The following is a 23,690-nucleotide window of genomic DNA, read 5'->3' on the forward strand; positions in this document are numbered from 1 at the left end:
CGACGGTGACAATCGCAACTTCGTGCTGCGTTGCACTGCAGGTTAGAGGTGTTCGTCCATCGAACAGAGTCGATCACGCCGATCAACATCCACGACGCGAACGAGGGTGCATGCACAGTGTGTAGAAACACCGACGCAGCCTGAGCAATTAAGCGTTGGTGTTCCCGCTAACGCATTATTGTTGCGTTCGATGATCATTCGTTGACGTACCCGCAGTTACTCTGCAGGTCAAGTTTGTTTAATCCGGAACGCCCCAAGCCATGAGCAGAGACCCATCCGTCATCGATGTACAGGCCGAAATCGCGCATTGGCAGGCGCGGCACGCCCAGGGGAACCTGGGTAGCGGCAAGTTCAGCGAATTGTCCCCGGTGGTGAAAATGGCCTGCGACATCTACCTGCAGGCGCCGCGTTCGAGCGATCAGGAACGTCTGCGCCTGTTTCGCGATCGCCTTGAGCATCACTTCATTTCATCCAGCACCCAGTCCAACTACGAACAGTTGGCGACCGACTGCTGGCAACGTCTGGGCACGCGCAATAGTTGAGCACGCCAGTGACGCCGGCGTTGAGCAAGATCCATTATTCATTGGAGATCGTCATGAAAACCCCGTATCAAGTGCAGCAGGAGCTGGAACGATTGGAGCGGTTGGTGCCGCACATCATCAGCGACCAGGGCGACCGCGCGGAGGAAATCCTTGGCTTCCATGTGGCCAGCCTGCTCGGCAGCGCACCTGCCAGCGAGCACGCCATGATTCGTGAGCGCACTGCGCGCATGGCACGCATGTGCCGTACGGCGCAGGACGCGGTTCGCGCGCCAGTCAGACCCATGGGCATTGGCCCGGTCGCCCAGCCGCAGTGGGCCTGACCAACGCATCGCCGGAGCCGCCTAGCGGCTCCTTTGCATTTCATCGTCGGCCATTGCCGACTCACCTCAGGACCTCCATGAAATCCACTCTCGCTGCCGCTTCGCTGCTTGCCATGCTGACCCTCACCGCCTGCGATCGCCCCGGTGGCGATGCCTCGCGCACTGCACCGGCGGTGTCGCCGGAACCGACTGCGGCGCCGGTCAGCGGCAGCGGAGCGACCGAGCTGGCCAAGGGCGACGGTGCAGTGCTGGGCGTGCTGGCAGCCATTGACGAAAACGAGATTGCGCTGGCCAAGCAGGCCATCGGGCAGGATCTGGGCGGCTCCACCGGCCCGTTTGCCGAGCAGATGCTGCACGACCACCAGGCCAACCTCGAGAAGACCAAGGCCCTGGGCGCAAAGGACAGCCCGCGCGCCGACGCAGTGCGCGCCAAGGGCAAGGCCGCAGTGGAGGCGCTGGAAAAGACGTTGACGCTGCCCGATGGCAAGGATGCGTACCGCAATGCCTTCATGCGCAACATGGTCATCGACCATGGCGACACCATCAAGATTCTGGATTCGGAACTGTTGCCCGCCGCCGAAAGCGCACCAGTCAAGCAGCATCTGGAAGAAACCCGCCGTGTGGTGTCGGCACACTTCGAACGCGCCCATGCGGTGTCGTCGTCGAAATAAGCACGCTGCATGCAGCACCTTGCAAACGCGCCGGCCTGTCCGGCGCGTCTGTGTTTGGGGATGAGGCGGCTACCCGGTGCCGCATCACGGCGCCGGCCCGGCGCGCCTGACGCCACGCCTGACGCCACGCACCACCGGCCGCTGGCCGTATCGCTGCGTCGGCAGCGACATCGGCATCGGCTTCACTGCGCTCCAGTCCGCACTGGCCTATGGTGCCGCATCCCTCCGGCCAGGAACTTCTCATGCGCGTGCTCATCACCGGCGGTACCGGCTTCATCGGCCAGGCCTTGTGCCCGGCCTTGGTGCAGGCCGGCCATCAGGTCTGCGTCCTGACCCGCAATACCGGCCGCGCCAGCCGCAGCCTGCCCGGCATCACCGCCGTGGAGACGCTGGACGGCATACAGGCCGAGGCCGTCATCAACCTGGCCGGTGAGCCGCTGGCGGCCGGCCGCTGGAGCGATGCACGCAAGCAGCGCTTTCGTGAGTCGCGGCTGGGCACCACTGACCGGTTGCACGACTGGATTGCGCAGCAGCCAGCGCAGCAGCGCCCGGCAGTGGTGGTGTCCGGTTCGGCGGTGGGTTATTACGGCGAGCGCGGCGATGCGGCGCTGACCGAAACGGACGGCGCCGGCGAGGATTTTTCGGCCGTACTCTGCCGCGACTGGGAGGCCGCCGCTGCCCGCATCGGCGCGCTTGGCCCACGCGTGAGCTGGGTCCGCACCGGCATCGTGCTGGACCGCGACGGCGGCGCACTGGCACGCATGCTGCCGGCGTTCCGGCTCGGTGGCGGCGGGCCGTTCGGCGATGGGCGGCACTGGATGAGCTGGATCCACCGCGCCGACATGGTCGCGCTGCTGGTATGGCTGCTGCAACACGGGCAGCCCGGCGCCTACAACGCCACCGCCCCCAACCCGGTGACCAATGCGGAATTCGCCCGCACCCTGGCCAAGGTCCTGCACCGCCCGGCCTTGCTGGCACTGCCGGCCGGGCTGCTGCGATTGGGCTTTGGCGAAATGGCCGACCTGCTGCTGATCAGCCAACGCGTGCTGCCGCAGCGTGCGCTCGATGCCGGGTTCGGCTTCCGCCACGAGCGGCTGGAGCCGGCCCTGCGCGCGATTCTGCAGCGCTGAACCGGCCGCGCAGGCAACTCGCCTGCGCATCCCGGCCGCCCCTCGGTTCGCCTGCCGGGCCGGTTTGCGCATGCACTAATATTTGCCTAACGCGCATCTCCGACAGTGCTGCGGATCTTGGAATGGCCCGGCGCCCGGCGGAACCCTGATGCACCTGCTGCTTGTCGAAGACGACCCCCTGTTGGCCAACGCCATCTGCGACGGCATGCGCCAGCACAGCTGGACCATCGACCACGTGGGCAACGCCGCCACCGCCAGGGCGGCGCTGGTGGACCATCGCTACACCGCTGTCCTGCTGGATATCGGCCTGCCCGGCGAGTCGGGGCTGGCGGTACTCCGCTTCATGCGCAGCCATTACGACCCGACCCCGGTGATCGCGTTGACCGCACGTGGCCAGCTCACCGACCGCATCCGCGGCCTGGACGCCGGCGCCGACGATTACCTGGTCAAACCCTTTCAGTTCGATGAGCTGATGGCGCGGCTGCGCGCGGTCACCCGGCGCAGCCAGGGCCGCGTGGTGCCGCTGCTCAGTCAGGGCGATGTCTGCGTGGACCCGAGCAGCCGCAAGGTCACCAGGGCCGGCAAATGGGTGGCGCTGAGCGCGCACGAATATCGACTGCTGCTGGCCTTGATGGAACGTGCCGGGCGCGTGGTCACCAGGGATCAGCTGGAAGAAGGCGTGTATGGCGGCCCGTCCGACGGCGGCAGCAACATGATCGCGGTGTATGTGCATCAGTTGCGCCGCAAGCTGGGCGAAGAGCTCATCGCCACCGTTTACGGCCAGGGGTACATGGTCGGCAAGTCCCCCGAATGAAGTCCCTGCAGGCACGCATGCTGGCGGCGCTGGCCGCCATCGTCCTGCTGAGCTGGTCCACTTCGCTGTGGATCCTGGTGGCGCTGGTCACCGAGGGTCACCATAGCGTGTTCGAGCAGGAGCTCAACCTGCTGGGCGACCACCTGGTCGGCATCCTGCCCGAAGCGCTGCAGCACCGCTTCGACAGCCCGTCAGCGCCGGCCAATGGTGCAGGCCTTGAAACGCCGATCGGCAATGCGTCCTCGCGCATGAGTTTCAAGCAGACCCTGATCGCGATGGTGCTCAACACCGTGCAACTGGGCGTGCTCGGCGTGCTGGTGTGGTGGGCGGTACGTACCGCGCTGGCGCCGTTGCGCAGCGTCTCCTGCGCCATTGCGCAACGCACCGGGCTGGACACCGACCCCGTCCCGCTGGACCGGGTGCCTGACGAGATCCGTCCGCTGATCGCCGCGTTCAACACCTTGCTGGCACGGGTGGAACAGGCCGTGCAGGCCGAGCGCAATTTTGTCGCCGACGCCGCGCATGAACTGCGCACTCCGCTCTCGGCGCTGCATGCCTACGCCGAAGTCGCCTTGCGCGCGCCTACGCTGCAGGACAAGGACGCTGCCCTGCGCCAGTTGCTGGAAACCGCGCGCCGCAGCAATCGGTTGGCCGAACAATTGCTGGATCTGGCGCGGCTGGATGCCGGCATCAGTTCGGCTGCCTACCAACAGGTCGAGATGGGCGAATTGATCTCGCATGTCCTGGACGAATTCAGCGTGCAGGCCGATGCACGCCAGCTCAATCTGCACGTGGAGGCGGCACCCTGCCTGCTGCGTTGCGATGTGGATGCAGTGGGCATCCTGATCCGCAACCTGGTCGACAACGCCATCCGCTACGGGCGCGTTCGCGGCACCGTGGAAGTGAGTTGCGGCTACTGCCTGCGCGCCGATGCACTGCACCCGTTCGTCCAGGTCAGCGATGACGGCCCCGGCGTACCGGACGCGGCGCATGCGTCCATCTTCGAGCGGTTCTATCGCGTGCCCGGCAGCGAGGTGCAGGGCAGCGGAATCGGACTGTCGCTGGTGGCGGGCATTGCCCGCCTGCACGGCGCCACCATCGAAACCTGCGAAGGCAACGAAGGGCGCGGCCTGTGCGTGCGCGTGGTGTTCGCCGATGACCGCGCGCCGACCACGGCGTGAACACCCGGGGCGGACGGTACTGCGGCCCGGCACCTCCAATAAGTTTCCAATCCTGGCCGCCTAGAGTGCACGCACCACACGCATCCAGGCTGCATGGTGATGACTTCCTCGACCCGCTCCACCTCGCCCATCGCCGCCCTGTCGCCGTGGGCCACGCACGCCGCAGCCAACGACAGCGTCGGCATGACGGTCAGTCACATTGCCGCATCGCCGGCCTGTCGCTGTGGCCGCACCGGCACACGTAACCGCGACATCTGGTGCGCCTTCCGATATCCGCAGCGCGCGCCACGTCCGCCGACTGCCACGTTGGGTAACACGCAGCGTGCTGTTGGGCGCGGCAGGCCTTGCATTTGCATTGGCACTGGCGCGCGTGCTGCTGCATTGAACCCCGCTGCCCGCACTGGCCCTTCCACCGTCCTCACTCTATCCAGGTCTTTGTCATGTCTGTCCATTTCGTCACTCGTTGCTGCACGCTTGCCGTTGTCGGCATCAGTCTGATCGGCTGCTCCAGCACCCGCCCGTTGCCGTACAGCCAACTGCCGTCGTCCAGTTATTTGCGCCCACACGACGGCAGCCGCGGAGACCGCATGCCGTACGCCTATCACAGCAACGTGGACTGGACGCGTTACCGGGCGGCCATCGTCGAACCGGTGGCCATCTACCGCGGGCCGGATGCGCAGTTCGAAGAGGTGCCCGAACAGGACAGGCGCATGCTTGCCGATGACATGCAGCAGCAATTTGGCTACGCCCTTGCACGGCGTTGGCGCCGGACCACGGTGGCCGGCAGCGATACCGTGCGGGTGCGCCTCACCCTCACCGGCGCCAAGCCCAGCAAGCGCGTACTGGGCACCGTCATGAAGGTGGACCTGGGCGGCGGCTCCTACAACGCGGTGCAGGCCGCACGCGGCAAGGAAGGTGCATTTCCGGTTCGGTCAGCTATGCGGTGGAGATCTTCGACGCCCAAAGCGACCGCCTGCTCGCCGCCTATGTCGAGAAACAGTATCCCAGCGCGATGAACATCAAGGCCAGCCTGGGCGCCTACGGCGCAGCGAAGGCCGGAATTCGCAAGGGGGCCGAGCAGTTGCTCGAGGGGATCGAATAGTTCGGGGATCGGGGATCGGGGATCGGGGATCGGGGATCGGGAGGTGGGAGGTGGGAGGTGGGAGGTGGGAGGTGGGAGGTGGGAGGTGGGAGGCTGAAGGCTGAAGGCGGACGTGGTGCTTGAACGGGGTTGCGCGCGTCCTGTGAGTCTGCAGCGCCTTCCCTTCTCCCACCGGGAGAAGGTGCCCCGAAGGGGCGGATGAGGGGTCCGAGCGAAGCCTCGCGCAAAGCGCACCTCGCGCCTGCCCTTGCCCAGCCCCTTGCTCCGTCAGCTGGCCACGCGCCACGCGGCGCGGTGCCATCGCCAGCGCATGCGGTTTTGACGTATCAAAAAAGGCCGGCGCTGCAGCCCAGCGCCGGCCTTCTTGCACCTTCGCGTGATGCACGCTTACCTGGCGCGCGCATCACGCGTTGGCGTCCAGCGTCAGCGCGTGACGCGCTTTACGCCCTTCTTGCCGACCGCCTTGCGGGCGGCAGTGGTCTTGGCCACTGCGCGCGTTGCCGGGGTCTTGGTCACCTTGGCAGCCTTCTTCAGCGCGGTCTTGGTCACTGCCTTCTTCAGCGGGGCCTTCTTCACGGCGGCCTGGCGTGTGGCGGTCTGCTTGGCGACCGGTGCCTTCTTGGCGATGCTCTTGGCAACCGCCTTCTTGACCGACACCGACTTGGCCGCAGCCTTCTTCGCTGCGGTGCGCGCATTCACCGTTGCCACGGCGGTCTTGCGTGCCGCGCTCTTGGCGGCGGTCTTGGCACTCAGCGCGGCCGCGTCGGCCTTGGCATTGGCCTTGGCGGTTTCCAGCTTCTGTCTGGTGTTGGCCTTGGTGTCGGTGATCTTCTTCTTGGCAGCGGCACCGGTACTGCTCAGCTTCTGCCTGGCCGCCTCTTTGGTGGAGGTGATTTTCTGCTTCGCCGCGTCCTTGGTCGCGACGAGCTTCTGCTTGCCGGCGTCCTTGGTTGCAACCAGCTTGTCCTTCGCCGCGTCCCTGGTAGCCGTCAACGAGCGTTTGGTCTTGGCCACGCGGCGCTTGACGGCGCCCGCTGCGTCGGCAGCCTTGCTGGCTGCGTCCTGTTCCGCCTTGACCACCGCCTTGCGTGCCTTGGCGACACGTACCTTGACCTCCTGCACCGCCGCGCCGGCCGCTTCCTGCACGTTGGCGACCGCCTCGCTGGTGGTGCTGGCGATGCTGTCGGTCAGTTCGGTGGCAGTGCTCTTTACGCTATCGACGGCGTCGGACAGGGTTGCTGTCACACCATTGCCGTTGCTCATAGACCCTCCTTAAGGGCATCAGTGCAGGAAACGCGGGCGATGCGCGAGAGCATGCGTCTGCTGAACAGGCATCGGATCAAGCGGACGCTACGCCGGGCTCAACGGGCTGTCAACGCAGCGGCGGCAAGGCCTGCGCGGCGCTTTCACCGGCAGTTAAATTGCCCGCTGGCACTCTCGTTCAGCTTGATTTACGCAGTCAGACGCCCTATTCCTCTTCCACCGCGTAACCCGGACAGACGCTCCATGCGACCGCTTCCCACCTTGCTGACGCTCTCACTGGCTGCCGCATTCGGCGGCTTTGCCGCCACCGGCATCAATGCCTGGCTGGACAACCGCGCCGAGGCCACGCCGGCCGGCAATGCCACCTTCACCCTGCCAACGGCAGCGGCGTTGCCGGCGTCGGTCGCCGGGCAGCCGGTGCCCTCGCTGGCGCCGATGCTGCAACAGGCGATGCCGGCAGTGGTGAGCGTCAACACCAAGCAGGTGGTGCGCGTGCGCAACCCGTTCTTCAACGACCCGATCCTGCGCCGGCTGTTCCCGCAGGTGCCGCAGGACCGCATCAACGAATCGCTGGGCTCCGGCGTCATCATCGATGCGCAAAAGGGCTATGTATTGACCAACCACCACGTCATCGAGAATGCCGACGACGTGCAGGTGACACTCGGCGATGGGCGCACGGTCAAGGCCGACTTCATCGGCTCCGATGCCGACACCGACATCGCGCTGATCCGCATCAAGGCCGACAACCTCACCGATATCAAACTGGCCGACAGCAACGCACTGCGCGTGGGCGATTTTGTGGTGGCCATCGGCAACCCGTTCGGCTTCACCCAAACCGTCACCTCCGGCATCGTCTCGGCGGTGGGTCGCAGCGGAATTCGCGGCCTGGGCTATCAGAACTTCATCCAGACCGATGCCTCGATCAATCCCGGCAACTCGGGCGGTGCGCTGGTCAATCTGCAAGGCCAACTGGTCGGCATCAACACCGCCAGCTTCAATCCGCAGGGCAGCATGGCCGGCAATATCGGCCTGGGCCTGGCGATTCCGTCCAACCTGGCGCGCAACGTGGTCGAGCAACTGGTGACCAAGGGCGTAGTGGTGCGCGGCACCCTGGGCCTGGAAACCCAGAACCTCACCCAGCAGATGTTGCAGGGGCTGGGCGTGGACTCGCTGCGCGGCGCACTGGTGACGCGCGTGCTGCCCGGCTCGGCGGCCGCCGCGGCCGGCGTGCAACCTGGCGATGTGGTGGTGGCAGCAAACGACCAACGCGTGGACAGTGCGGAGGCGCTGCACAACTACGAGGGCCTGCAGGCCGTCGGCAGTGCGGTCACCCTGGAAATCCGCCGCGACGGCAAACCGCTCAAGCTCAAGGCCACCTTGAAGGAGCAGGACCGCGCGGTGACCGGCGACATGCTCGACCCGCGCCTGAGCGGTGCCACCTTCGTGGACCTGCCCGAATCGCTGCGTCAGTCCGGTATCACCGGGGTAATGGTCAGCGAGGTCAAACGCGGTGGCCGTGCTGCGGCCAATGGCCTGGTGTCCGGTGACGTGATTGTGGCCAGCAGCGTCGGCGAGTTCGCCGACCTTGCCAGTTGGCGTGCCAATTTCCAGCGCAAACCACAACAGCTGGTAGTGCGCATCCTGCGTGGCAACGCGCAATACGACGCGCTCATGCGTTGACGCGATGTGCATTGCGGGCTGCGTCCACTAACGCCTCCTACACCCCCCCGATGCTATTGCTACTGCACGACCGCACGTGAGTGACGGCTGCCATCAATGACCGAAGGAGATATCGCATGAGCCCCACCAACACCGATCAGCTGAAGGAAAACCTGAGCGAAGCCGGCACCCACCTGAAGTCGGCCGCCAGCGCTGCCGGCGAAGCCGTCAAGGGCGCCACCAGCGCTGCAGGCGACGAGCTCAAGCTGGGCCGCGCCAACGTCAAGGCCGAGCTCTCCGACACCGCGCTGGCCGGCATGGCCGCCGCCGAATTCGGTGGCGCCGCTGCCAAGGAGCAAATGGACGTACTGGTGGCCAAGGGCAACGACCTGCTCGAAAGCGCCACCGACCTGATCCGCGAGCGTCCGCTTGCCGCGTTCGGCGTGGCATTTGCAGCGGGTTGGGTCATCGCCAAGCTGGCACGCAGCAACGATAACTAAGCCGTGAGCGATCAGGCCTCTACAGCTGCCGGCTCCGGCGCGCCAGACGCGCGCCCGGAAACGCCAGGACTGGACGAAAGCGTACGCGCGGTCGGTGCCGCCGGCCGTGCGACGTTGGGCTCGGCCAAGGACACCAGCCGCGCGTTACGCCGGCTGGTGTCGGCCGATCTGCAACTGGCACGCAGTGCGTTCGGGCGTGGCCTGGCATGGGCCTGTGTCGCGGTCGTTTTCGGCGCCTCGTCCTGGCTGTTGTTGGCGGGCGCCATCATTGCGTTGCTCCAACGTGCCGGGTTGTCATGGTTTCAGGCGATGTTCTTCACCGCGTTGGCCAGCTTGCTGGTCACCGGCATCGCGGCGTGGCGGGTGTTCTTCTACTTCGATCACACCGGCATGAATGCCACGCGGCGGCAGTTGATCAAACTGGGCATCTTCGATGACTCCAGTGACGACGACACGGCCACAGCCGCCAATGGAGCACGCTCATGAAGTTTGGCGCCTTGCGTCAGCGCGTCGAACGCGCTGAATTCCTGGTAGAAGGGCGGGCGCAGGAAACGCGCTCGCATTGGGCCCAGTTGCGCCAGACCTGGCGCGCCGGCTGGTCGCCGGTGCGCATCCTGGCAGTCGGTTTCGGGCTGGGCTTTGTGACCGGTCGCAACGAACCACAGGCTGCGCTGGGCAGCATTGCCAGCAAGCTTGGAGGCATCCCCAAGATTCTGCAGATGATCAGCACCATCTCCGCGTTGTTTACGGCGCATCGCGCACAGGAAGCCTCCGAACAGGCCGAACGCGCTGCCGACAGTGCCGAAGAAGTAGCAGCCGACCCGCCGGTCACGGTGGTGCAAGTGCCGGCCGACCACGCCGCCTGACCCAGCGTGCAAGCACAACGCCATGCGCGTTGCTGCACCTGCGGCTGAGCCCGCTGCATCAGCCAGTTCGTAACGACGCCGCGCGCACAGACCCTGTGCGCGCCATTGACGCGTTGTGCCGATAATGGCGCACCGCTGGCGGCACGCCAGCCTGCTGCCAGGGCACGCATGTCTCTTCCTCTCGATCCGCTGGATGCTGCCGTCGCGGCAGATTCGCTCCCGCCACCACCGGCCCCGCGTCCGCGCGCACCCGCCTCGCTGGTGGTGCTGGCCACGCTCGCTGTTGGCTATACGCTGTGGGCAGCGCAGACGATCATCCTGCCGGTCATGCTGGCGGCGTTCTTCGCCCTCATCGGCAACCCCATCCTGCGCGGGTTGCGCAAGCTGTACATCCCGCGGTTTGTCGGCGCCTTGCTGGTGTTGTGCCTGGGATTGGCCGGGACCGTGGCCCTGGCGGCACAGTTGGCCGGCCCGGCTGCCGAATGGGCGCAGCAGGCACCGCGGCAGATGCGCCAGATTGCGCGCGATGTGCGCGACCTCACCAAGCCGATGATGCAGGCCAACCAGGCCGCAGAAAATTTTGCACGCGCAGCCGGTGGCGAAGGCCAGCGCGGCGTGCAGATCGTGCGCACGCAGATGGACGACCCCTACAAGGCGCTGGTGCGCACACCCAAACTGGCTGCGTCGGTGCTGGCGGTGGTGCTGCTGACGTTCTTCTTCATGGTGTATGGCGAGAGCCTGCAGCGGCATGCGATCGCCTTGCTACCGAACCGTCAGCAGCAACGTTTCACCACCGAAATCATGCTGGACATCGAACGCGAAGTCTCGCGTTACGTGCTCACCATCAGCGTCATCAACACGCTGGTCGGCCTGGTATTTGCCGGCATCTTGTATGTACTGCAGATCCCGCTGCCCGAAGCGATCCTGTGGGGCACGGTGGTGGCACTGCTGAATTTCGCGCCCTATGTGGGTCCGTTGATCGGCGTGATGCTAATGCTGCTGATGGGCTTTGTGGAATTCCGCACCACGGTGTCCTCGCTGCTGCCGGCAATCCTGTATCTGGCGCTGCACACCATCGAAGGCCAGGTGGTCACCCCCATCGTGCTGGGACGCCGCATGGCGATCTCGCCGCTGATGCTGATCCTGGCGCTGATGCTGTTCGGCTGGCTGTGGGGCATGGTCGGCCTGCTGCTGGCGGTGCCGCTGCTGGTCTGCATCAAGATGGTGCTGAGCCGGGTGGAGGGGATGCAGCGCTGGGCCAGGCTGTTGGAGTAGCTGGGATTCGGGATTCGGGATTCGGGAATCGCAAGAGCAGTGGCGCTCTACCCATTCGCCACTCCCGATTCCCCATTCCCAACGCAAGACCGTAAAATCTCGCGATGAGCTTCTACATCAGCGCCATCACTCTCGACCTCGACGACACGTTGTGGCCTTTCGCGCCGATCGGGGCGCGCATCGATCAGGTGCTGTACGACTGGATGCGTGAACACAGCCCGGTTACTGCCGAGCGGTTTCCGGTGGAAGCGATGCGGGAGCTGCGCGAGCGCAGCTTTGCCGACAACCCGCACCTGCACCACGACCTCAGCGCGTTGCGGCGCTTGACGCTGGAAATGGCGTTGCGCGAAAGCGGTGGCGACCTGGCGTTGGTAGAGCCAGCTTATGAGGTGTTCTACGCCGCGCGCAACCAGGTGGAATGCTATCCGGATGCGCTCGACGCGCTGGCGCGCATTGCCGCGCATGTGCCGGTGGCCGCGCTCAGCAACGGCAATGCCGATCTGCAACGCATCGGGCTGATGCATCACTTTGCGTTTCAGCTGGGCTCGCGCGAACACGGCAGTGCCAAGCCCGACGCCAGCATCTTCCACGCCGCATGCGCACGCCTGGAACTGCCGCCGGCACAGGTGCTGCATGTGGGCGACCACGTGCGCATGGACGTGCTGGGCGCGCTGGATGCGGGCCTGCGCGCGTGCTGGATCAATCGCGAAGGCGCAGTGTGGTCGCACCCCACCCAGCAGCCGGATCTGGAATTCGACAGCATGACCGGGCTGGCCGATTGGCTGGATGCGCAGCAGCCGCATCTGGGTGCCGCACGCGACGGCATCTGTATTCCCGCCTGAGTTCAACCCGACGGCGCACACCGCCATTGAAGGATGTCCATGTCGCACCTCACCGGTTTCACCGATCCCGCCGCCGCGGCCCTGCCGCTGTATGTGCTCGACCGCGAGGGCTTTGCGCGCTGGTGCGCCGAGCAGCCCACGCGCGTGTTGTCGTGGGCGCAGGCGCAGCGATTCGATGCCGCGCCCGGTAGCGTGCTGTTGCTGCCAGGCGACCACGGGCTGGCCGGCGCCATCGTCGGCATCGGCGACCGCGCCGACGCGTATGCCTATGCCCACGCGCCGATGGCATTGCCGCCCGCCAGCCGCTGGACGCTGGCCAACGCCTTGAGCGATGCCGAACAGGCGTTGCTGCACTTGGGTTGGGGATTGGGCGCGTATCGTTTCGCGCGGTACCGCAAGGTGCCACGCGCACCGGCCGAACTGGCGGCCACGCCGTCGGCGCAAACCCGCGCCTTGATCGAGGCCTGCCTGCAGGTACGCGACTGGGTCAACACGCCCACCGAAGACATGGGGCCACAGCATCTGGAAGACGCCACCCGTGCGGTGGCGCAGGCGCATGGCGCGCAGGTCGATGCGATCGTGGGCGACGCGCTGCTGGCGCAGAACTTCCCCACCATCCACGCGGTGGGACGCGCCTCGCACCGTGCGCCGCGGCTGATCCAGCTGCAGTGGGGCGATGTGGCGCACCCGCATCTGATACTGGTCGGCAAGGGCGTGTGCTTCGACACCGGCGGGTTGGATCTCAAGCCCGCCGATGGCATGCGCAACATGAAAAAGGACATGGGCGGCGCCGCACATGCGCTGGCGCTGGCCGGGCTGGTGATGGCGCAGCGGTTGCCGGTGCGGCTGACCCTGCTGATTGCCGCGGTGGAAAACGCGGTCGGCCCGGAAGCCTTCCGCCCCGGCGAGGTCATCACCACCCGTGCCGGTGTCAGCGTGGAAGTGGACAACACCGATGCCGAAGGCCGGCTGGTGCTGTGCGACGCCTTGAGTTATGCCACCGAACAGAAGCCGGACTTGATCCTGGATTTCGCCACGCTCACCGGAGCCGCGCGCATTGCGCTGGGCCCGGATCTGCCGGCCCTGTTCGCCAACGACGATGCGCTGGCACAGGCCTGGATCAGCGCTGGCGAACAGACCCGCGACCCGGTCTGGCGCATGCCGCTGTGGCGCCCGTACCTGCGTTATCTCAACAGCCACGTGGCCGACATGGCCAACGCCGGCTCGCGCATGGCCGGCGCCGTCACCGCCGCGCTGTATCTGGAACGCTTCGTGGCCCCGGGCCAACGCTGGGCGCATCTGGACGTGTACGCCTGGAACGACAGCGACCGCCCCGGCCGCCCGGCCGGTGGCGAAGCGCTGGCCCTGCGCTCGGCCTTTGCGATGCTGCAGCAGCGTTACGCCGGGTAAGCGCGGCCAGTCGCACCACGCGCCGACGAGTGCCAGCCGCCTGCAGCTGCGCTGGTCATCCCTGGGGACGCAGCAACGGCGCGATCGTGCGCAGGCGTGTCTGCGTCGCCGGGCCGACCAGCGCAAACGCGGTGTCGCCTTCGGCCCAGTACTGGGCCAACAGACCACCATCGCGACGTTCGCCGGTCGGCATCGGGCCGCTGCGTGGACGCAGATACAGGCCGATGCGCGCGCCGTCGGCATCGCCGTAGATCAGCATGGCGGCCGCGCCCTCCGGCGTGGAAAGTAATTGCCCGCCGCGCAGCGTATAGCCCTGCGCACGCAGATCCGGCACGACACCGGCATTGCCGAAATGCGCGCGCAACCAGGGTTCCAGCTCGGTGCGGCGCTGCACCTCCAACGCAGCGCCCTGATGCGCGCCGGTCTCGGCGAACAGCCGGTACGCGGCCACGGCATCGGCCATCGGAATCCGCTGGCTGGTCATCCGGCTCTCGTGCAGCTGCCAGCCCAACCCGGTGCCCAGGCCGAGTGCCAACACGCAACTGGCGGCCGTGGCAAACACCGCCCGGCGGCGTTGCTGCAGGCCACGGCGAATCGTCGCAGGCGTCAGCGCACCTGTGCCCGGCTCTGGCGGCAGGCCAGCATGCGCGGCACGCAGCGCTTCGGCATCGCGTTTCCAGCCTGCCACGCGCGCGGCCTGCGCAGGGTGTGCCTGCAGCCACGCCGCAACCGCTGCGTGTTGCTCCGGGGCCAGGCGGCCATCGACGTAGGCGTGCAAGGTATGCTCGTCGGGCGGTGTGGTGGTCATTTGAGGATCCTCAATGCAGGTGTGTGGCGCATGTGGCCCTCGTTCACTGCGCGCAAGCGTTCGCGCGCACGCGACAGGCGCGACATGACCGTGCCGATCGGGATGCCGAGGGTGTCGGCCACCTCGCGGTAACTGAAGCCCTCCACGCTGACCAGGAGCAGCAAGGCGCGTTGTTCGGCTGGCAACAACGCCAGACTGGCCAACATGGCACGGCCGTCGTGCACCTGTTCGGCAGAGGCGGACTGGCTGGGCTGTTGTGGCGCGAACAGGCCCACCACCCGCTGCCAGCGCGCCGCACGGCGCTGCCCATCCAGAAACTGCCGGTACAGGATGGCGAACAACCAGGGTTGCACAGCGTCGGCGGTATGGCGGGTGCGCCAACGCCGCAGGGCTCGTTCCAGCGTGGCCTGCACCAGGTCGTCGGCGCTGGCGGCCTCGCCGCTCAGCGACCGCGCGAAGCGGCGCAGCGCCGGCAGCACGGCACGCAGTTGGTCATCGTCCAGAGCATCCATTGGCGGGTTTGGTAGTGGCATCACACAGTAGACGCACTGGAGCGTGGACTATTCCCACGATTCGTGCGCGTGCAGCACGTATTTTCGCAATCGCGGGAATAACCCGTCTTGCACGGCGTCTCACTGCATCGACCACTCACCGCATCGACCACCGGAGCCAGCCATGACGTTGCCACCTCCCTCGCCCCCGCGCGCGCGCAGCCCTGTGCTGCCGCTGCTGGGCATTGCCGCCATTGCCGGCGGCGTTGCCATCGCATTCGCCTGGACGGCGGGCTGGATCGGCGGCGACCGGCTCACTGCCGCGCGCATGACCGATACCATCGAATCCAGCGGGCCGCCGCATCCGGGCTTTCGCCGCGCGCATACCAAGGGCGTGTGCGTGAGCGGGCAGTTCCAGTCCAGTGGCAAGGCCATCTGGGTGTCGTCGGCACGCATCTTCAGCCAGGCCAGCACGCCGGTGCTGGGGCGCATGTCCATCGGCGGTGGCGACCCGCACGGGGCCGATGGTGCCGCGCGCGTACGCAGCATGGCGCTGCTGTTGCGCAGCGACGACGGGCAGGAATGGCGTACGGCGATGAACAGCTTTCCGTTCTTCGTGGTGGCCACGCCGGCCGGCTTCCAGGCGCTCAATGTCGCCTCCCGGCCTGACCCGGCCACCGGCAAGCCGGACCCGGAAAAACTGGCGGCGTTCGGCAAGCAGTATCCGGAAGCGGCCAAGTTCCAGCAGTGGGCCAAGACCGCGCCATGGTCGGACAGCTGGGCCAGCACGCAGTACAACGGCGTCAACGCCTTCCGTGCGATTGCCGCCGATGGACGCGAACGCTACATCCGCTGGTCGATGCGCCCGCATACGCCGTTCAAGGAATTGAGCGCCGAGCAACGCAAGCAGGCCGATGGCGATTTTCTCGCCACCGATCTGGACGCGCGGCTGGCGCAGGGGCCGTTGCGCTGGGACATGGTGCTGACCATTGCCGAGCCCGGCGATGCGGTGGACGACCCATCGCAGCCATGGCCGGCCAGCCGCAAGCAGATCGTGGCCGGCACGCTGTCCCTGGATCATGCGCAACCGCAGGCCAGCGGGCCGTGCCGCGATCTGAACTACGATCCGCTGATCCTGCCCAAGGGCCTTGCCGCCTCCAACGACCCGATCCTGGCCGCGCGCTCGTCGGTGTATTCGCAATCGTTCAACCGCCGCGAGCGCGAGATCGCCAACGGCACAGGCAGCGCCGCCACCGGCCAGGGAGCACGTCAATGAGCAGCCGTACACACTTCAACCTGCCCGCGCGCGTGCTGCATTGGCTGATGGCCGCGATGATCCTGACCATGCTGTTCGTCGGCGTGGGCATGGTGGCCTCGGTGACGCAGCGGCCGTGGTTGATCGATCTGCATCGTCCGCTGGGTATCGCGATTCTGATCCTGGCGGTGCTGCGCCTGATCAACCGCCTGCGCCATCGCCCGCCGCCGCTGCCGGCGGACCTGCCGGCGTGGCAGAAGGCCGCCGCGATCGCCTCGCATTGGCTGTTGTACGCGTTGATGCTGGGCATGCCGCTGATCGGCTGGGCGATGCTGTCGGCTGGCGGCTACCCGATCGTGCTGTGGCCAGGCGCGAACCTGCCGGCGATCGCACCGCATGATCCGGCGCTGTATGCCTGGCTGCGCGGCGCACATGGCTGGCTGGCGTATCTGTTGTTCGCCACCGCGCTGGCGCATCTGAGCGCGGCGCTGTTTCATGCCTGGGTGCGCCGGGACGGCGTGTTTTCCAGCATGGCGCGTGGGGAGCGGTCGGCGCGTTGATGGGGTGGGGCTGGGGTGGATAACGTGTTGTGCAGAGTGACTTCGCTGCGCGGATGTACCCTCCACCGCGCACCCTTTTCAATAGGAGAGGGGCTTGTCCCTTTTCCCGTCGGATTGCCCTTCTTTATGGGGAAAAGGTGCCCCGCAGGGGCGGATGAGGCTATGGGTGAAGCCTCGCAATGCTCCCTTCCAGGTGGCTGCGCTCCGTACCCTCACCCCAACCCCTCTCCCATGGGGGGAGGGGCTAGTGCTTAACGCTGGCGTTTTGTTTTGGCCGCTGGCGCAGATGCGTCGATGCCCTTGCCAGTCGCCGCCCAATAGATGCCACCGTACAGGTGATCCAGATAGCGCGGATCGTTATAGGCTTCGGCCAGATGGCCTAGCGCAGTGGCGAAGACGCGCCCGCCTTCGAAGTGGTGATACCACGCGACCGGGTGCTGTTTGCCCATGCCCCTGGCGACCTGGCCCGGCCAGATCAGGGTGGGGTCATAACTGCTTTCGTCGACGGTGAGCAGCGTGACCAGGTCATCGCTGTACGGTGGATCGTATTCGTACCACTCATCGCTCCACACCCAGCGCCTGGGCAGGCCGGCCGTGGCCGGGAAATTGGCATCGACCACATCCACCATCGCCGTTTGCATGTATGGATGGGTGCGGAACGAGCGGCCAATCATGTGGTCGTACCACTCCCAGTCACCGCGCTTGATCGCAAACGCCTTGTGCACGGCGACCACGCCACCGCCGTTGCGCACGTAGTTTTGAAAGTTGGCCCGCTGCGCCGGGTCCAGATCGGTCGCCGGCGTATTGAGCAACACGATGGCCGCGTATTGCGACAGATCGCCTTCGAACGCCTTGGCATTCCATGCCCACACCATCTCGACATAATGCTTGCGCGCCATCGCCTCGAATTGCGGCTTGGCCACAGGGATATAGTCGTGGTGATACTGATTGGGAATGGCTGCCACCAGTATCTTGAATTGCTCGGCCGATGCGTTGAAGGCGCACATCAACAGCAGGCCCGACAGCCACAGAGATTTCATGCATTGCTCGCCGTGTTTTCCAGTGCTGCGCAGTGTACCTGCGTGCAAATCGCATGCCTTCGCACGCGTTTGGAATAGCTGCGGATGGGTGGGTGATGCGAGTGATGCCATGCCTTTCGCCTGATCGCGTCGATCAAGCGCATGCAGTCTCATCTATCGCAAACTCCAGCTGACCGAACACGCCAGGCATCGACTGACGGCGTTACAACCAGCCCTTCTGCCGTGCCAACCGGTACGCTTCGATGCGATTGGCCACGCCCAGTTTGCCGATGCATTCGGACAGGTAGTTGCGCACGGTGCCATGCGAGAGCTGCAGCTGCTGCGCGATCTCGCTGGCCGAGCGGCCTTCGCCGGCCAGGCGCAGCACCGTGCGCTCGCGCTCGCTCAAGGGGTCCGCTTCCACCCAGGCATCGATGGCCAGCTGCGGGTCGATCACCCGCCCGCCGCGCTGCACCTGGCGCACGGCACTGACCAGTTGTTCGGCCGGCGCGTCCTTGAGCAGATACCCGGACACGCCGGCATCCAGCGCGCGCCGCAAGAACCCGGGACGCGCAAAGGTGGTGACGATCATGACCCGCACCGGCAGCGCCTGGCGCTGGATGCGCTGAGCCAGTTCCAGGCCGCTGAGCCCGGGCATTTCGATATCGGTGATCAGCACGTGCGGCTGCAGCCGTTGCAGCTCGCGCCAGGCGGTTTCGCCATCGCCCGCACTGCCAATCACCTCGATGTCATCCTCCAGCCCGAGCAGGGCCACCAGCGCGCCACGCAGCAAGGCCTGGTCTTCGGCCAATAACACCCGGATCATCGCTCGCGCTCGCCTCTGTGCAACGGTTGCGCACGATAACAGTGCAGGCCGGCGACGTGCAGCGGCCGGGCCGGTGAGCGCTCAGCGCGGTTGCGGCACCAAGGGCAGCGGCAACGGTGGGTGCGCCGCATCCGGCATGGGGTGCGGCGGCAACGGCACGCCGGCGCGCAGGCGCATGCCGCGTGGCAGCGCGTCCACGTCCAACGCGCCACCCAGGGCGTGCAGGCGCGCACGCATGCCATCCAGGCCATTGCCGGGCACGATCACCCCGCCGCGCCCATCATCGGTGATCTCCAGCACCGCCCGGCCGTCCTGCGCGCGCAGGCTGACCCGGACCCGTCTGGCCTGGGCGTGGCGGTGCACATTGGTGGCCGCCTCGCGCACCACCAGCGCCAACGCGGTTTCATGGTCGGGTGGCAGAGGCAGCGCGTCCAGCGTGTGTTCCAGCACGATGCCGTCCATGTCCAGCAGCACCTTTGCCGAGGCCAGCTCGGCCACCAGCCCGGCGGCGCGGATGCCGGTAACAGCACGGCGCACCTGCGTCAGCGCGTCACGCGAGATCTGCGCCACGGCGTCGATTTCGTTGCGTGCGGCCTGCGGGTCGCGTTCGATCAGGCGCGCGGCCAGATCGGACTTGAGCGCGACAAGCGACAGGGTGTGACCCAGCAGGTCGTGCAGATCGCGGCCGATGCGTTCGCGCTCGGCGGTGGCCGCCAGCCGGCGCACTTCGTCCTGCGACAGGCGCAATAGCGCGTCCTTGCGCTCGTTGATGCTGTACACCGCACTCACCGCAGCCATGCCCAGCACCGACACCGGCAACCACACCAGCGACTGCCAGCTCAACCCGAGCCAGTGCGCCCAGCCCAGGTATAAGGCGTTCATCAGCAGCAGGATGGCGAAATGCCGCCACAGCGCATGCCGCGTGGAAGGGCGCAGGCTCAGGCAGGCAAATACGAAGTAGCTGATGCCCGAGGCGTACACCGGCAGCAGCGCCGCACTGAGCATGCCCATCGCCCACGCATAGCGGTACAGCGTGCCACGCGGTGCCAGCAACATGCGCGCGTACAACAGCAGAAACAATGGATACGACAGCGCCGTGCACAGCAGCCAGGTCGCGTCGTAACCGCGCGAGGAGAACACCGGCACCACGAACACCCAGGCCGACCACAGCAGGTGCACGCAGTCCATCCATGGCGACTGGCCCTGCGCCAGGCGCGCGGTCACTTGCGAATCTGGAGCCGGCCGCAGCCAGGCCGGGAGCGTCAGAGGCATCGGGATGGGTCCGGAGAAGTGAGTCGATTCTGCCATTGCCGCGCTCGCCTGGGCGTGCCGCGGTGCACTGCAGAGTGGATCAGCAACCTCAAGCCTTGCGCCAAGGTGCAACGACGGTCGTGATGCGCTGCACCCGGGCAGCGCATGCGGTGGGGATGACACATACGCAGGTCCCGGCTTGATCGATAGGCAAGCGTGCGCGCCTGCAGGTAGGCCGCCCAGTCTCAACTGTCATGGCGTGCAGGTGACAGCTGTCACTGGTGGGTGCCGTCGCCAGCTTGCATGCTGCAGCGCAATTGCAGCAGCCCGGCAGGTCCTACCGTTTGTCGCCGCCTTGCAGGTGGTGACTTCCGGCAGCTTGCGGCGCGCCTTGCAGGCAGTCACATTCTGCGCAGCCTTCTGTCCTGGTTCTCGATGAACACCTCCGCCGATCTGCTCAAACAACTCCGCATCGACCGCCAGCGTCCTGCCACGCCGCCACCGGCGCGCCGCACCGGCTGGATCATCGCCGCCATCGTCATCGTCATCGCGCTGGCCGCTGCCGCGTGGTGGTTCACCCGCACACCGGTGGCCAAGGTGCAGACCGCACCAGTGGTGGCGATCAGTGCCGGCAGCAGCAGCGCCTCGGTGCTGGATGCCTCCGGCTACGTGGTGGCGCGGCGCATGGCCACGGTGTCGGCGCAGGTGACCGGCAAGGTGCGCGAAGTGATGATCGAAGAAGGCATGCGGGTGGAACAGGGCCAGGTGATGGCCACGCTGGACCCGCTGGATGCCGACGCGCAGCGTACGCTGTCGGCCTCGCAGCTGTCGGCCGCGCGCAGCCAGGTCGACAACATGCAGGCGCAGCTGGCCGTGGCCAATGCCGATGCCACGCGACTGCAATCGCTGGTCGGCGCGCAGCTGGTATCGCGCTCGCAGTACGAACAGGCCACCGCGCAGCGCGACGCACTGCGTGCACAGTTGCAGAACGCGCAACGCAATGTGCAGGTGGCCTCCGATCAGCTGGCCATTGCCGGCATCCGCTCGGACTTCAATGTGGTGCGCGCTCCCTTCGCCGGCGTGGTCACCGCCAAGGCCGCGCAGCCGGGCGAGATCGTGTCGCCGCTCTCGGCCGGTGGCGGTTTCACCCGCACCGGCATCGGCACCATCGTGGACATGGAATCGCTGGAAATCGAAGTGGAAGTCGGCGAGTCCTACATCGGCCGCGTGCAGCCGAAGATGCCGGTGGAGGCGGTGCTCAACGCGTATCCGGAGTGGAAGATCCCCGGTGAAGTGATCGCCATCATCCCCACGGCCGACCGTGGCAAGGCCACGGTGAAGGTGCGGGTGGCGCTCAAGGTCAAGGATGCGCGCATCGTGCCGGAGATGGGCGTGCGGGTGAGCTTTCTGGAGCAGGCCAAGCCACAGGAGGCGGCCAAGCCGCAAGGCGTGCGCGTGCCCGCTGCCGCGTTGGTCGAACGCGGCACGCGCACCGTGGCCTTCGTGGTGGGCGAGCGCAATACCGTCAGCGAGCGCGCCGTCACGACCGGTATGCGCATGGGCGAAGACCGCCAGGTGCTGTCGGGACTGGCTGCCGGCGACAGCGTGGTGGTGAATCCGCCGCAGGCGCTGAAGCATGGCGACACGGTGGCCGAGGCCGAGGCGGACGCTGCGCCGTGATGGCCGAGGCGGTGCAGTGCGGTGTCGGGTCGCGCGCTTGCGTGGCGGGCGTGTCATCGCTACGCGTTGCATCGGCTGTTCCAAGCGGAAACAAAACATTGTCGTCAGTGCATTTCAAACCGCTGTCTGAAGGAGTCGCTGTGGGCTGTTGAGCGCAACGTCGCCGCGATGGACCAAGGAGGTTCTGCGCGACGGCTGCACAGCGGGTTGGTGCATCTGGCTACCCGTCACACGCTGCAACACGCCATTGCTTGATCGCTTCACCGTCGTCGCTGCGGCGCGTGCCTCCGCACCGCCCCGCATGCACTCGCCGTCGCCGTGCCGTACCGCTCTCTCATCCCATTGCGTCACCAGGAGTCGCCATGACCGCTCTCGTCAGCTTGCGCAACATCACCAAGACCTACCAACGCGGCCCCGAACAGGTACAGGTGCTGCACGGCATCGATCTGGAGATCGCCAGCGGCGATTTCGTGGCATTGATGGGGCCGTCCGGCTCCGGTAAGACCACCTTGCTCAACTTGATCGGCGGACTGGATACCCCAAGCGGCGGCGAGATCGAGATCGAAGGCGAGCGCATCGACCGCATGAGCAGCGGCCAGCTCGCCACCTGGCGCAGCCACCACGTCGGGTTTGTGTTCCAGTTCTACAACCTGATGCCGATGCTCACCGCACAGAAGAACGTGGAGCTGCCATTGCTGCTCACCTCGCTCAATGCCGCCCAACGCAAGCGTAATGCCGAGATCGCATTGACCCTGGTCGGCCTGCAGGAGCGTCGCAACCACAAGCCCAGCGAACTGTCAGGCGGCCAGCAGCAGCGCGTGGCCATTGCACGCGCCATCGTGTCCGACCCGACGTTCCTGATCTGCGACGAGCCCACCGGCGACCTGGACCGCCACAACGCCGAAGAGATCCTGCGTTTGTTGCAGGAACTCAATCGCGAACATGGCAAGACCATCGTCATGGTTACCCATGACCCCAAGGCCGCCGAATACGCCACCCACACCATCCATCTGGACAAGGGCGAGCTGGCCGATGCGCCGCTCGTCCTCTGAAGGAACGCTGCCATGAAGTATCTGTCATTGGTGTGGGCGCAGTTGTTCCGCAGCAAGACGCGCACCTTGCTGACGCTGTTGTCGGTGGTGGCGGCCTTCCTGCTGTTCGGCATGCTCGATTCGGTGCGGGTGGCGTTTACCTCCGGCGGCAGCGTCAGCGGGGTCAATCGGCTGGTGGTGGCCTCGCGCCTGTCCATCACCCAATCGCTGCCGATCCGCCTGGAAGCGCAGGTGCGCAGCGTGCCTGGCGTGCGCGATGTGACCTCGGCGATGTGGTTTGGCGGCATCTACCGCGACCCGAAGAATTTCTTCCCCAATTTTTCGGTGGCGCCCAACTTCTTCGACGTCTACAGCGAATACGCGTTGCCCAAGGACCAGCTCAAGGCATTCCAGTCCACGCGCACCGGTGCGGTGGTCGGCGAAGCCCTGGCCAAGGAACATGGCTGGAAGATCGGCGACACCATCCCGTTGCAGGCCACCATCTTTCCGCGTGGCGGCAGCAACGACTGGCCGCTGCAGCTGGTCGGCATCTTTCGCATGAAGGACCGCACCGTGGCGGCCAATCAGGAACGCCAGTTGATGATGAACTGGAAATATTTCGACGAATCCAACGACTACATCAAGAACCAGGTGAGCTGGCTGACGGTGAGCTTGAGCAACCCCGACCAGGCCTCGCGCGTGGCGCAGGCCATCGATGCGTTGTCGGCCAACTCCGATCATGAAACCAAGTCGCAAACCGAATCGGCGTTTCAGCAGGCCTTCGTCAAGCAGTTCGCCGATATCGGCCTGATCGTCACCTCGATCATGGCCGCGGTGTTCTTCACCTTGCTGCTGCTCACCGGCAACACCATGGCCCAGGCGGTGCGCGAACGCATCCCGGAGCTGGCCACGCTCAAGACGCTGGGCTTCCAGGACCGCACGGTGCTGAGCCTGGTGATGATCGAGTCGGTGTTGTTGATTGGCCTCGGCGGGCTGATCGGCATGGGCCTGGCGGCACTGGTGATTCCGGCGGTGTCCGCGCGCAGCGGCGGGCTGATGCCCACGCAGAGCGTGCCGCTGCAGACCTGGCTGGTTGGCTTGGCCCTGATGGTCGGCATCGGCCTGGTGGTGGGTGTGCTGCCGGCGTTACGCGCGCAGCGCTTGAAGATCGTCGATGCCCTCGCCGGCCGCTGA

General features: G+C 66.3%; 24 protein-coding genes and 1 pseudogene. 19 read left to right on the forward strand and 6 right to left on the reverse strand.

The window, feature by feature from the left end; translation table 11 throughout:
* Window positions 1-260: 260 nt before the first annotated feature.
* The 7 genes and pseudogenes from ABQZ09_RS16465 (at window position 261) to ABQZ09_RS16500 (ending at window position 5,760) form a co-directional block, all read left to right on the forward strand.
* Window positions 261-542: a hypothetical protein gene (locus tag ABQZ09_RS16465; RefSeq protein WP_039404509.1), complete on the forward strand. Its 282-nt coding sequence runs from the start codon at window positions 261-263 to the stop codon at window positions 540-542.
* 53 nt (window positions 543-595) lie between these two features.
* The gene (locus ABQZ09_RS16470; RefSeq protein ID WP_349777398.1) at window positions 596-862 is read left to right on the forward strand and encodes a hypothetical protein; all 267 of its coding nucleotides are present in this window, start codon (window positions 596-598) and stop codon (window positions 860-862) included.
* 77 nt (window positions 863-939) lie between these two features.
* Window positions 940-1,533, forward strand: a complete 594-nt coding sequence (locus ABQZ09_RS16475; RefSeq protein ID WP_039404514.1) for a DUF4142 domain-containing protein — start codon at window positions 940-942, stop codon at window positions 1,531-1,533.
* A 242-nt stretch (window positions 1,534-1,775) separates the two neighbouring features.
* The gene (locus ABQZ09_RS16480) at window positions 1,776-2,663 is read left to right on the forward strand and encodes a TIGR01777 family oxidoreductase (protein ID WP_349777399.1); all 888 of its coding nucleotides are present in this window, start codon (window positions 1,776-1,778) and stop codon (window positions 2,661-2,663) included.
* 148 nt (window positions 2,664-2,811) lie between these two features.
* Window positions 2,812-3,477: a response regulator transcription factor gene (locus ABQZ09_RS16485; RefSeq protein ID WP_349777400.1), complete on the forward strand. Its 666-nt coding sequence runs from the start codon at window positions 2,812-2,814 to the stop codon at window positions 3,475-3,477.
* Window positions 3,474-4,658 (forward strand): ATP-binding protein, encoded by a 1,185-nt coding sequence (locus ABQZ09_RS16490; RefSeq protein ID WP_228313554.1) that lies wholly within the window; start codon window positions 3,474-3,476, stop codon window positions 4,656-4,658. The genes ABQZ09_RS16485 and ABQZ09_RS16490 overlap by 4 nt, the downstream gene beginning before the upstream one ends.
* A 587-nt stretch (window positions 4,659-5,245) precedes the next feature.
* A pseudogene (locus ABQZ09_RS16500) lies at window positions 5,246-5,760 on the forward strand (DUF3313 domain-containing protein).
* 423 nt (window positions 5,761-6,183) lie between these two features.
* On the opposite strand, the gene ABQZ09_RS16505 reads toward ABQZ09_RS16500, so the two are convergent.
* Window positions 6,184-7,023: a histidine biosynthesis protein HisIE gene (locus ABQZ09_RS16505; protein WP_349777401.1), complete on the reverse strand. Its 840-nt coding sequence runs from the start codon at window positions 7,021-7,023 to the stop codon at window positions 6,184-6,186.
* 243 nt (window positions 7,024-7,266) lie between these two features.
* Here ABQZ09_RS16505 and ABQZ09_RS16510 point away from each other — a divergent pair, with 243 nt between their 5' ends.
* The 7 genes from ABQZ09_RS16510 to ABQZ09_RS16540 all read left to right on the forward strand — a co-directional run bounded on the left by ABQZ09_RS16510 (window position 7,267) and on the right by ABQZ09_RS16540 (window position 13,575).
* The gene (locus ABQZ09_RS16510) at window positions 7,267-8,703 is read left to right on the forward strand and encodes a Do family serine endopeptidase (RefSeq protein ID WP_039404527.1); all 1,437 of its coding nucleotides are present in this window, start codon (window positions 7,267-7,269) and stop codon (window positions 8,701-8,703) included.
* 116 nt (window positions 8,704-8,819) lie between these two features.
* Window positions 8,820-9,182 (forward strand): hypothetical protein, encoded by a 363-nt coding sequence (locus tag ABQZ09_RS16515; protein ID WP_010374821.1) that lies wholly within the window; start codon window positions 8,820-8,822, stop codon window positions 9,180-9,182.
* A gap of 3 nt (window positions 9,183-9,185) precedes the next feature.
* Complete coding sequence (locus tag ABQZ09_RS16520) at window positions 9,186-9,668, forward strand: hypothetical protein (RefSeq protein WP_039404543.1); 483 nt, start codon at window positions 9,186-9,188, stop codon at window positions 9,666-9,668.
* Window positions 9,665-10,048, forward strand: coding sequence for a hypothetical protein (locus tag ABQZ09_RS16525; protein ID WP_039404544.1), 384 nt, complete (start codon window positions 9,665-9,667; stop codon window positions 10,046-10,048). Before ABQZ09_RS16520 ends, ABQZ09_RS16525 begins: the two co-directional genes overlap by 4 nt.
* A 168-nt stretch (window positions 10,049-10,216) precedes the next feature.
* Window positions 10,217-11,323, forward strand: a complete 1,107-nt coding sequence (locus ABQZ09_RS16530) for an AI-2E family transporter (RefSeq protein WP_184557769.1) — start codon at window positions 10,217-10,219, stop codon at window positions 11,321-11,323.
* Window positions 11,324-11,427: 104 nt separating this feature from the next.
* Window positions 11,428-12,165: an HAD family hydrolase gene (locus tag ABQZ09_RS16535; protein WP_349777402.1), complete on the forward strand. Its 738-nt coding sequence runs from the start codon at window positions 11,428-11,430 to the stop codon at window positions 12,163-12,165.
* A gap of 39 nt (window positions 12,166-12,204) precedes the next feature.
* Window positions 12,205-13,575 (forward strand): leucyl aminopeptidase family protein, encoded by a 1,371-nt coding sequence (locus ABQZ09_RS16540; protein WP_349777403.1) that lies wholly within the window; start codon window positions 12,205-12,207, stop codon window positions 13,573-13,575.
* Window positions 13,576-13,630: 55 nt separating this feature from the next.
* Here ABQZ09_RS16540 and ABQZ09_RS16545 read toward each other — a convergent pair whose 3' ends face one another.
* Together ABQZ09_RS16545 and ABQZ09_RS16550 are read right to left on the reverse strand one after the other, a co-directional pair.
* A complete protein-coding gene (locus ABQZ09_RS16545) occupies window positions 13,631-14,383 on the reverse strand; it encodes an anti-sigma factor family protein (protein WP_349777404.1) in 753 nt (250 codons plus the stop codon).
* A complete protein-coding gene (locus ABQZ09_RS16550) occupies window positions 14,380-14,895 on the reverse strand; it encodes an RNA polymerase sigma factor (protein ID WP_228313548.1) in 516 nt (171 codons plus the stop codon). Before ABQZ09_RS16550 ends, ABQZ09_RS16545 begins: the two co-directional genes overlap by 4 nt.
* A 163-nt stretch (window positions 14,896-15,058) precedes the next feature.
* On the opposite strand from ABQZ09_RS16550, the gene ABQZ09_RS16555 reads away from it, so the two are divergent.
* Both ABQZ09_RS16555 and ABQZ09_RS16560 read left to right on the forward strand, forming a co-directional pair.
* A complete protein-coding gene (locus ABQZ09_RS16555) occupies window positions 15,059-16,150 on the forward strand; it encodes a catalase family peroxidase (protein WP_228313547.1) in 1,092 nt (363 codons plus the stop codon).
* Window positions 16,147-16,689 carry a cytochrome b gene (locus ABQZ09_RS16560; protein ID WP_228313546.1) on the forward strand — a complete coding sequence of 181 codons (543 nt, stop codon included), beginning with the start codon at window positions 16,147-16,149 and terminating at the stop codon, window positions 16,687-16,689. Before ABQZ09_RS16555 ends, ABQZ09_RS16560 begins: the two co-directional genes overlap by 4 nt.
* A 251-nt stretch (window positions 16,690-16,940) precedes the next feature.
* Here ABQZ09_RS16560 and ABQZ09_RS16565 read toward each other — a convergent pair whose 3' ends face one another.
* The 3 genes from ABQZ09_RS16565 to ABQZ09_RS16575 all read right to left on the reverse strand — a co-directional run bounded on the left by ABQZ09_RS16565 (window position 16,941) and on the right by ABQZ09_RS16575 (window position 19,806).
* A complete protein-coding gene (locus ABQZ09_RS16565; protein WP_184557967.1) occupies window positions 16,941-17,729 on the reverse strand; it encodes a ThuA domain-containing protein in 789 nt (262 codons plus the stop codon).
* A 202-nt stretch (window positions 17,730-17,931) separates the two neighbouring features.
* Window positions 17,932-18,534: a response regulator transcription factor gene (locus ABQZ09_RS16570; protein WP_039404558.1), complete on the reverse strand. Its 603-nt coding sequence runs from the start codon at window positions 18,532-18,534 to the stop codon at window positions 17,932-17,934.
* Window positions 18,535-18,615: 81 nt separating this feature from the next.
* Complete coding sequence (locus ABQZ09_RS16575) at window positions 18,616-19,806, reverse strand: sensor histidine kinase (protein ID WP_349777405.1); 1,191 nt, start codon at window positions 19,804-19,806, stop codon at window positions 18,616-18,618.
* A gap of 414 nt (window positions 19,807-20,220) precedes the next feature.
* Between ABQZ09_RS16575 and ABQZ09_RS16580 the strand changes: the two genes are divergently transcribed.
* The 3 genes from ABQZ09_RS16580 (at window position 20,221) to ABQZ09_RS16590 (ending at window position 23,690) form a co-directional block, all read left to right on the forward strand.
* Window positions 20,221-21,465, forward strand: a complete 1,245-nt coding sequence (locus ABQZ09_RS16580; protein ID WP_228335018.1) for an efflux RND transporter periplasmic adaptor subunit — start codon at window positions 20,221-20,223, stop codon at window positions 21,463-21,465.
* A 362-nt stretch (window positions 21,466-21,827) separates the two neighbouring features.
* Window positions 21,828-22,517, forward strand: coding sequence for an ABC transporter ATP-binding protein (locus tag ABQZ09_RS16585; RefSeq protein WP_228313543.1), 690 nt, complete (start codon window positions 21,828-21,830; stop codon window positions 22,515-22,517).
* A gap of 12 nt (window positions 22,518-22,529) precedes the next feature.
* Window positions 22,530-23,690, forward strand: coding sequence for an ABC transporter permease (locus ABQZ09_RS16590; protein ID WP_228313542.1), 1,161 nt, complete (start codon window positions 22,530-22,532; stop codon window positions 23,688-23,690).

Origin of the sequence: Xanthomonas sp. WHRI 6106 (assembly GCF_040202405.1) — a bacterium.
Classification (GTDB): Bacteria; Pseudomonadota; Gammaproteobacteria; order Xanthomonadales; family Xanthomonadaceae; genus Xanthomonas; species Xanthomonas cannabis.

Excerpts from the sequence above, each read along its gene's own strand:
- ABQZ09_RS16465 (WP_039404509.1), top strand. The coding sequence starts at position 261 with ATGAGCAGAGACCCATCCGTCATCGATGTACAGGCCGAAATCGCGCAT.
- ABQZ09_RS16470 (WP_349777398.1), top strand. The coding sequence starts at position 596 with ATGAAAACCCCGTATCAAGTGCAGCAGGAGCTGGAACGATTGGAGCGG.
- ABQZ09_RS16475 (WP_039404514.1), top strand. The coding sequence starts at position 940 with ATGAAATCCACTCTCGCTGCCGCTTCGCTGCTTGCCATGCTGACCCTC.
- ABQZ09_RS16480 (WP_349777399.1), top strand. The coding sequence starts at position 1,776 with ATGCGCGTGCTCATCACCGGCGGTACCGGCTTCATCGGCCAGGCCTTG.
- ABQZ09_RS16485 (WP_349777400.1), top strand. The coding sequence starts at position 2,812 with ATGCACCTGCTGCTTGTCGAAGACGACCCCCTGTTGGCCAACGCCATC.
- ABQZ09_RS16490 (WP_228313554.1), top strand. The coding sequence starts at position 3,474 with ATGAAGTCCCTGCAGGCACGCATGCTGGCGGCGCTGGCCGCCATCGTC.
- ABQZ09_RS16505 (WP_349777401.1), bottom strand. The coding sequence starts at position 7,023 with ATGAGCAACGGCAATGGTGTGACAGCAACCCTGTCCGACGCCGTCGAT.
- ABQZ09_RS16510 (WP_039404527.1), top strand. The coding sequence starts at position 7,267 with ATGCGACCGCTTCCCACCTTGCTGACGCTCTCACTGGCTGCCGCATTC.
- ABQZ09_RS16515 (WP_010374821.1), top strand. The coding sequence starts at position 8,820 with ATGAGCCCCACCAACACCGATCAGCTGAAGGAAAACCTGAGCGAAGCC.
- ABQZ09_RS16525 (WP_039404544.1), top strand. The coding sequence starts at position 9,665 with ATGAAGTTTGGCGCCTTGCGTCAGCGCGTCGAACGCGCTGAATTCCTG.
- ABQZ09_RS16530 (WP_184557769.1), top strand. The coding sequence starts at position 10,217 with ATGTCTCTTCCTCTCGATCCGCTGGATGCTGCCGTCGCGGCAGATTCG.
- ABQZ09_RS16535 (WP_349777402.1), top strand. The coding sequence starts at position 11,428 with ATGAGCTTCTACATCAGCGCCATCACTCTCGACCTCGACGACACGTTG.
- ABQZ09_RS16540 (WP_349777403.1), top strand. The coding sequence starts at position 12,205 with ATGTCGCACCTCACCGGTTTCACCGATCCCGCCGCCGCGGCCCTGCCG.
- ABQZ09_RS16545 (WP_349777404.1), bottom strand. The coding sequence starts at position 14,383 with ATGACCACCACACCGCCCGACGAGCATACCTTGCACGCCTACGTCGAT.
- ABQZ09_RS16550 (WP_228313548.1), bottom strand. The coding sequence starts at position 14,895 with ATGGATGCTCTGGACGATGACCAACTGCGTGCCGTGCTGCCGGCGCTG.
- ABQZ09_RS16555 (WP_228313547.1), top strand. The coding sequence starts at position 15,059 with ATGACGTTGCCACCTCCCTCGCCCCCGCGCGCGCGCAGCCCTGTGCTG.
- ABQZ09_RS16560 (WP_228313546.1), top strand. The coding sequence starts at position 16,147 with ATGAGCAGCCGTACACACTTCAACCTGCCCGCGCGCGTGCTGCATTGG.
- ABQZ09_RS16565 (WP_184557967.1), bottom strand. The coding sequence starts at position 17,729 with ATGAAATCTCTGTGGCTGTCGGGCCTGCTGTTGATGTGCGCCTTCAAC.
- ABQZ09_RS16570 (WP_039404558.1), bottom strand. The coding sequence starts at position 18,534 with ATGATCCGGGTGTTATTGGCCGAAGACCAGGCCTTGCTGCGTGGCGCG.
- ABQZ09_RS16575 (WP_349777405.1), bottom strand. The coding sequence starts at position 19,806 with ATGCCTCTGACGCTCCCGGCCTGGCTGCGGCCGGCTCCAGATTCGCAA.
- ABQZ09_RS16580 (WP_228335018.1), top strand. The coding sequence starts at position 20,221 with ATGAACACCTCCGCCGATCTGCTCAAACAACTCCGCATCGACCGCCAG.
- ABQZ09_RS16585 (WP_228313543.1), top strand. The coding sequence starts at position 21,828 with ATGACCGCTCTCGTCAGCTTGCGCAACATCACCAAGACCTACCAACGC.
- ABQZ09_RS16590 (WP_228313542.1), top strand. The coding sequence starts at position 22,530 with ATGAAGTATCTGTCATTGGTGTGGGCGCAGTTGTTCCGCAGCAAGACG.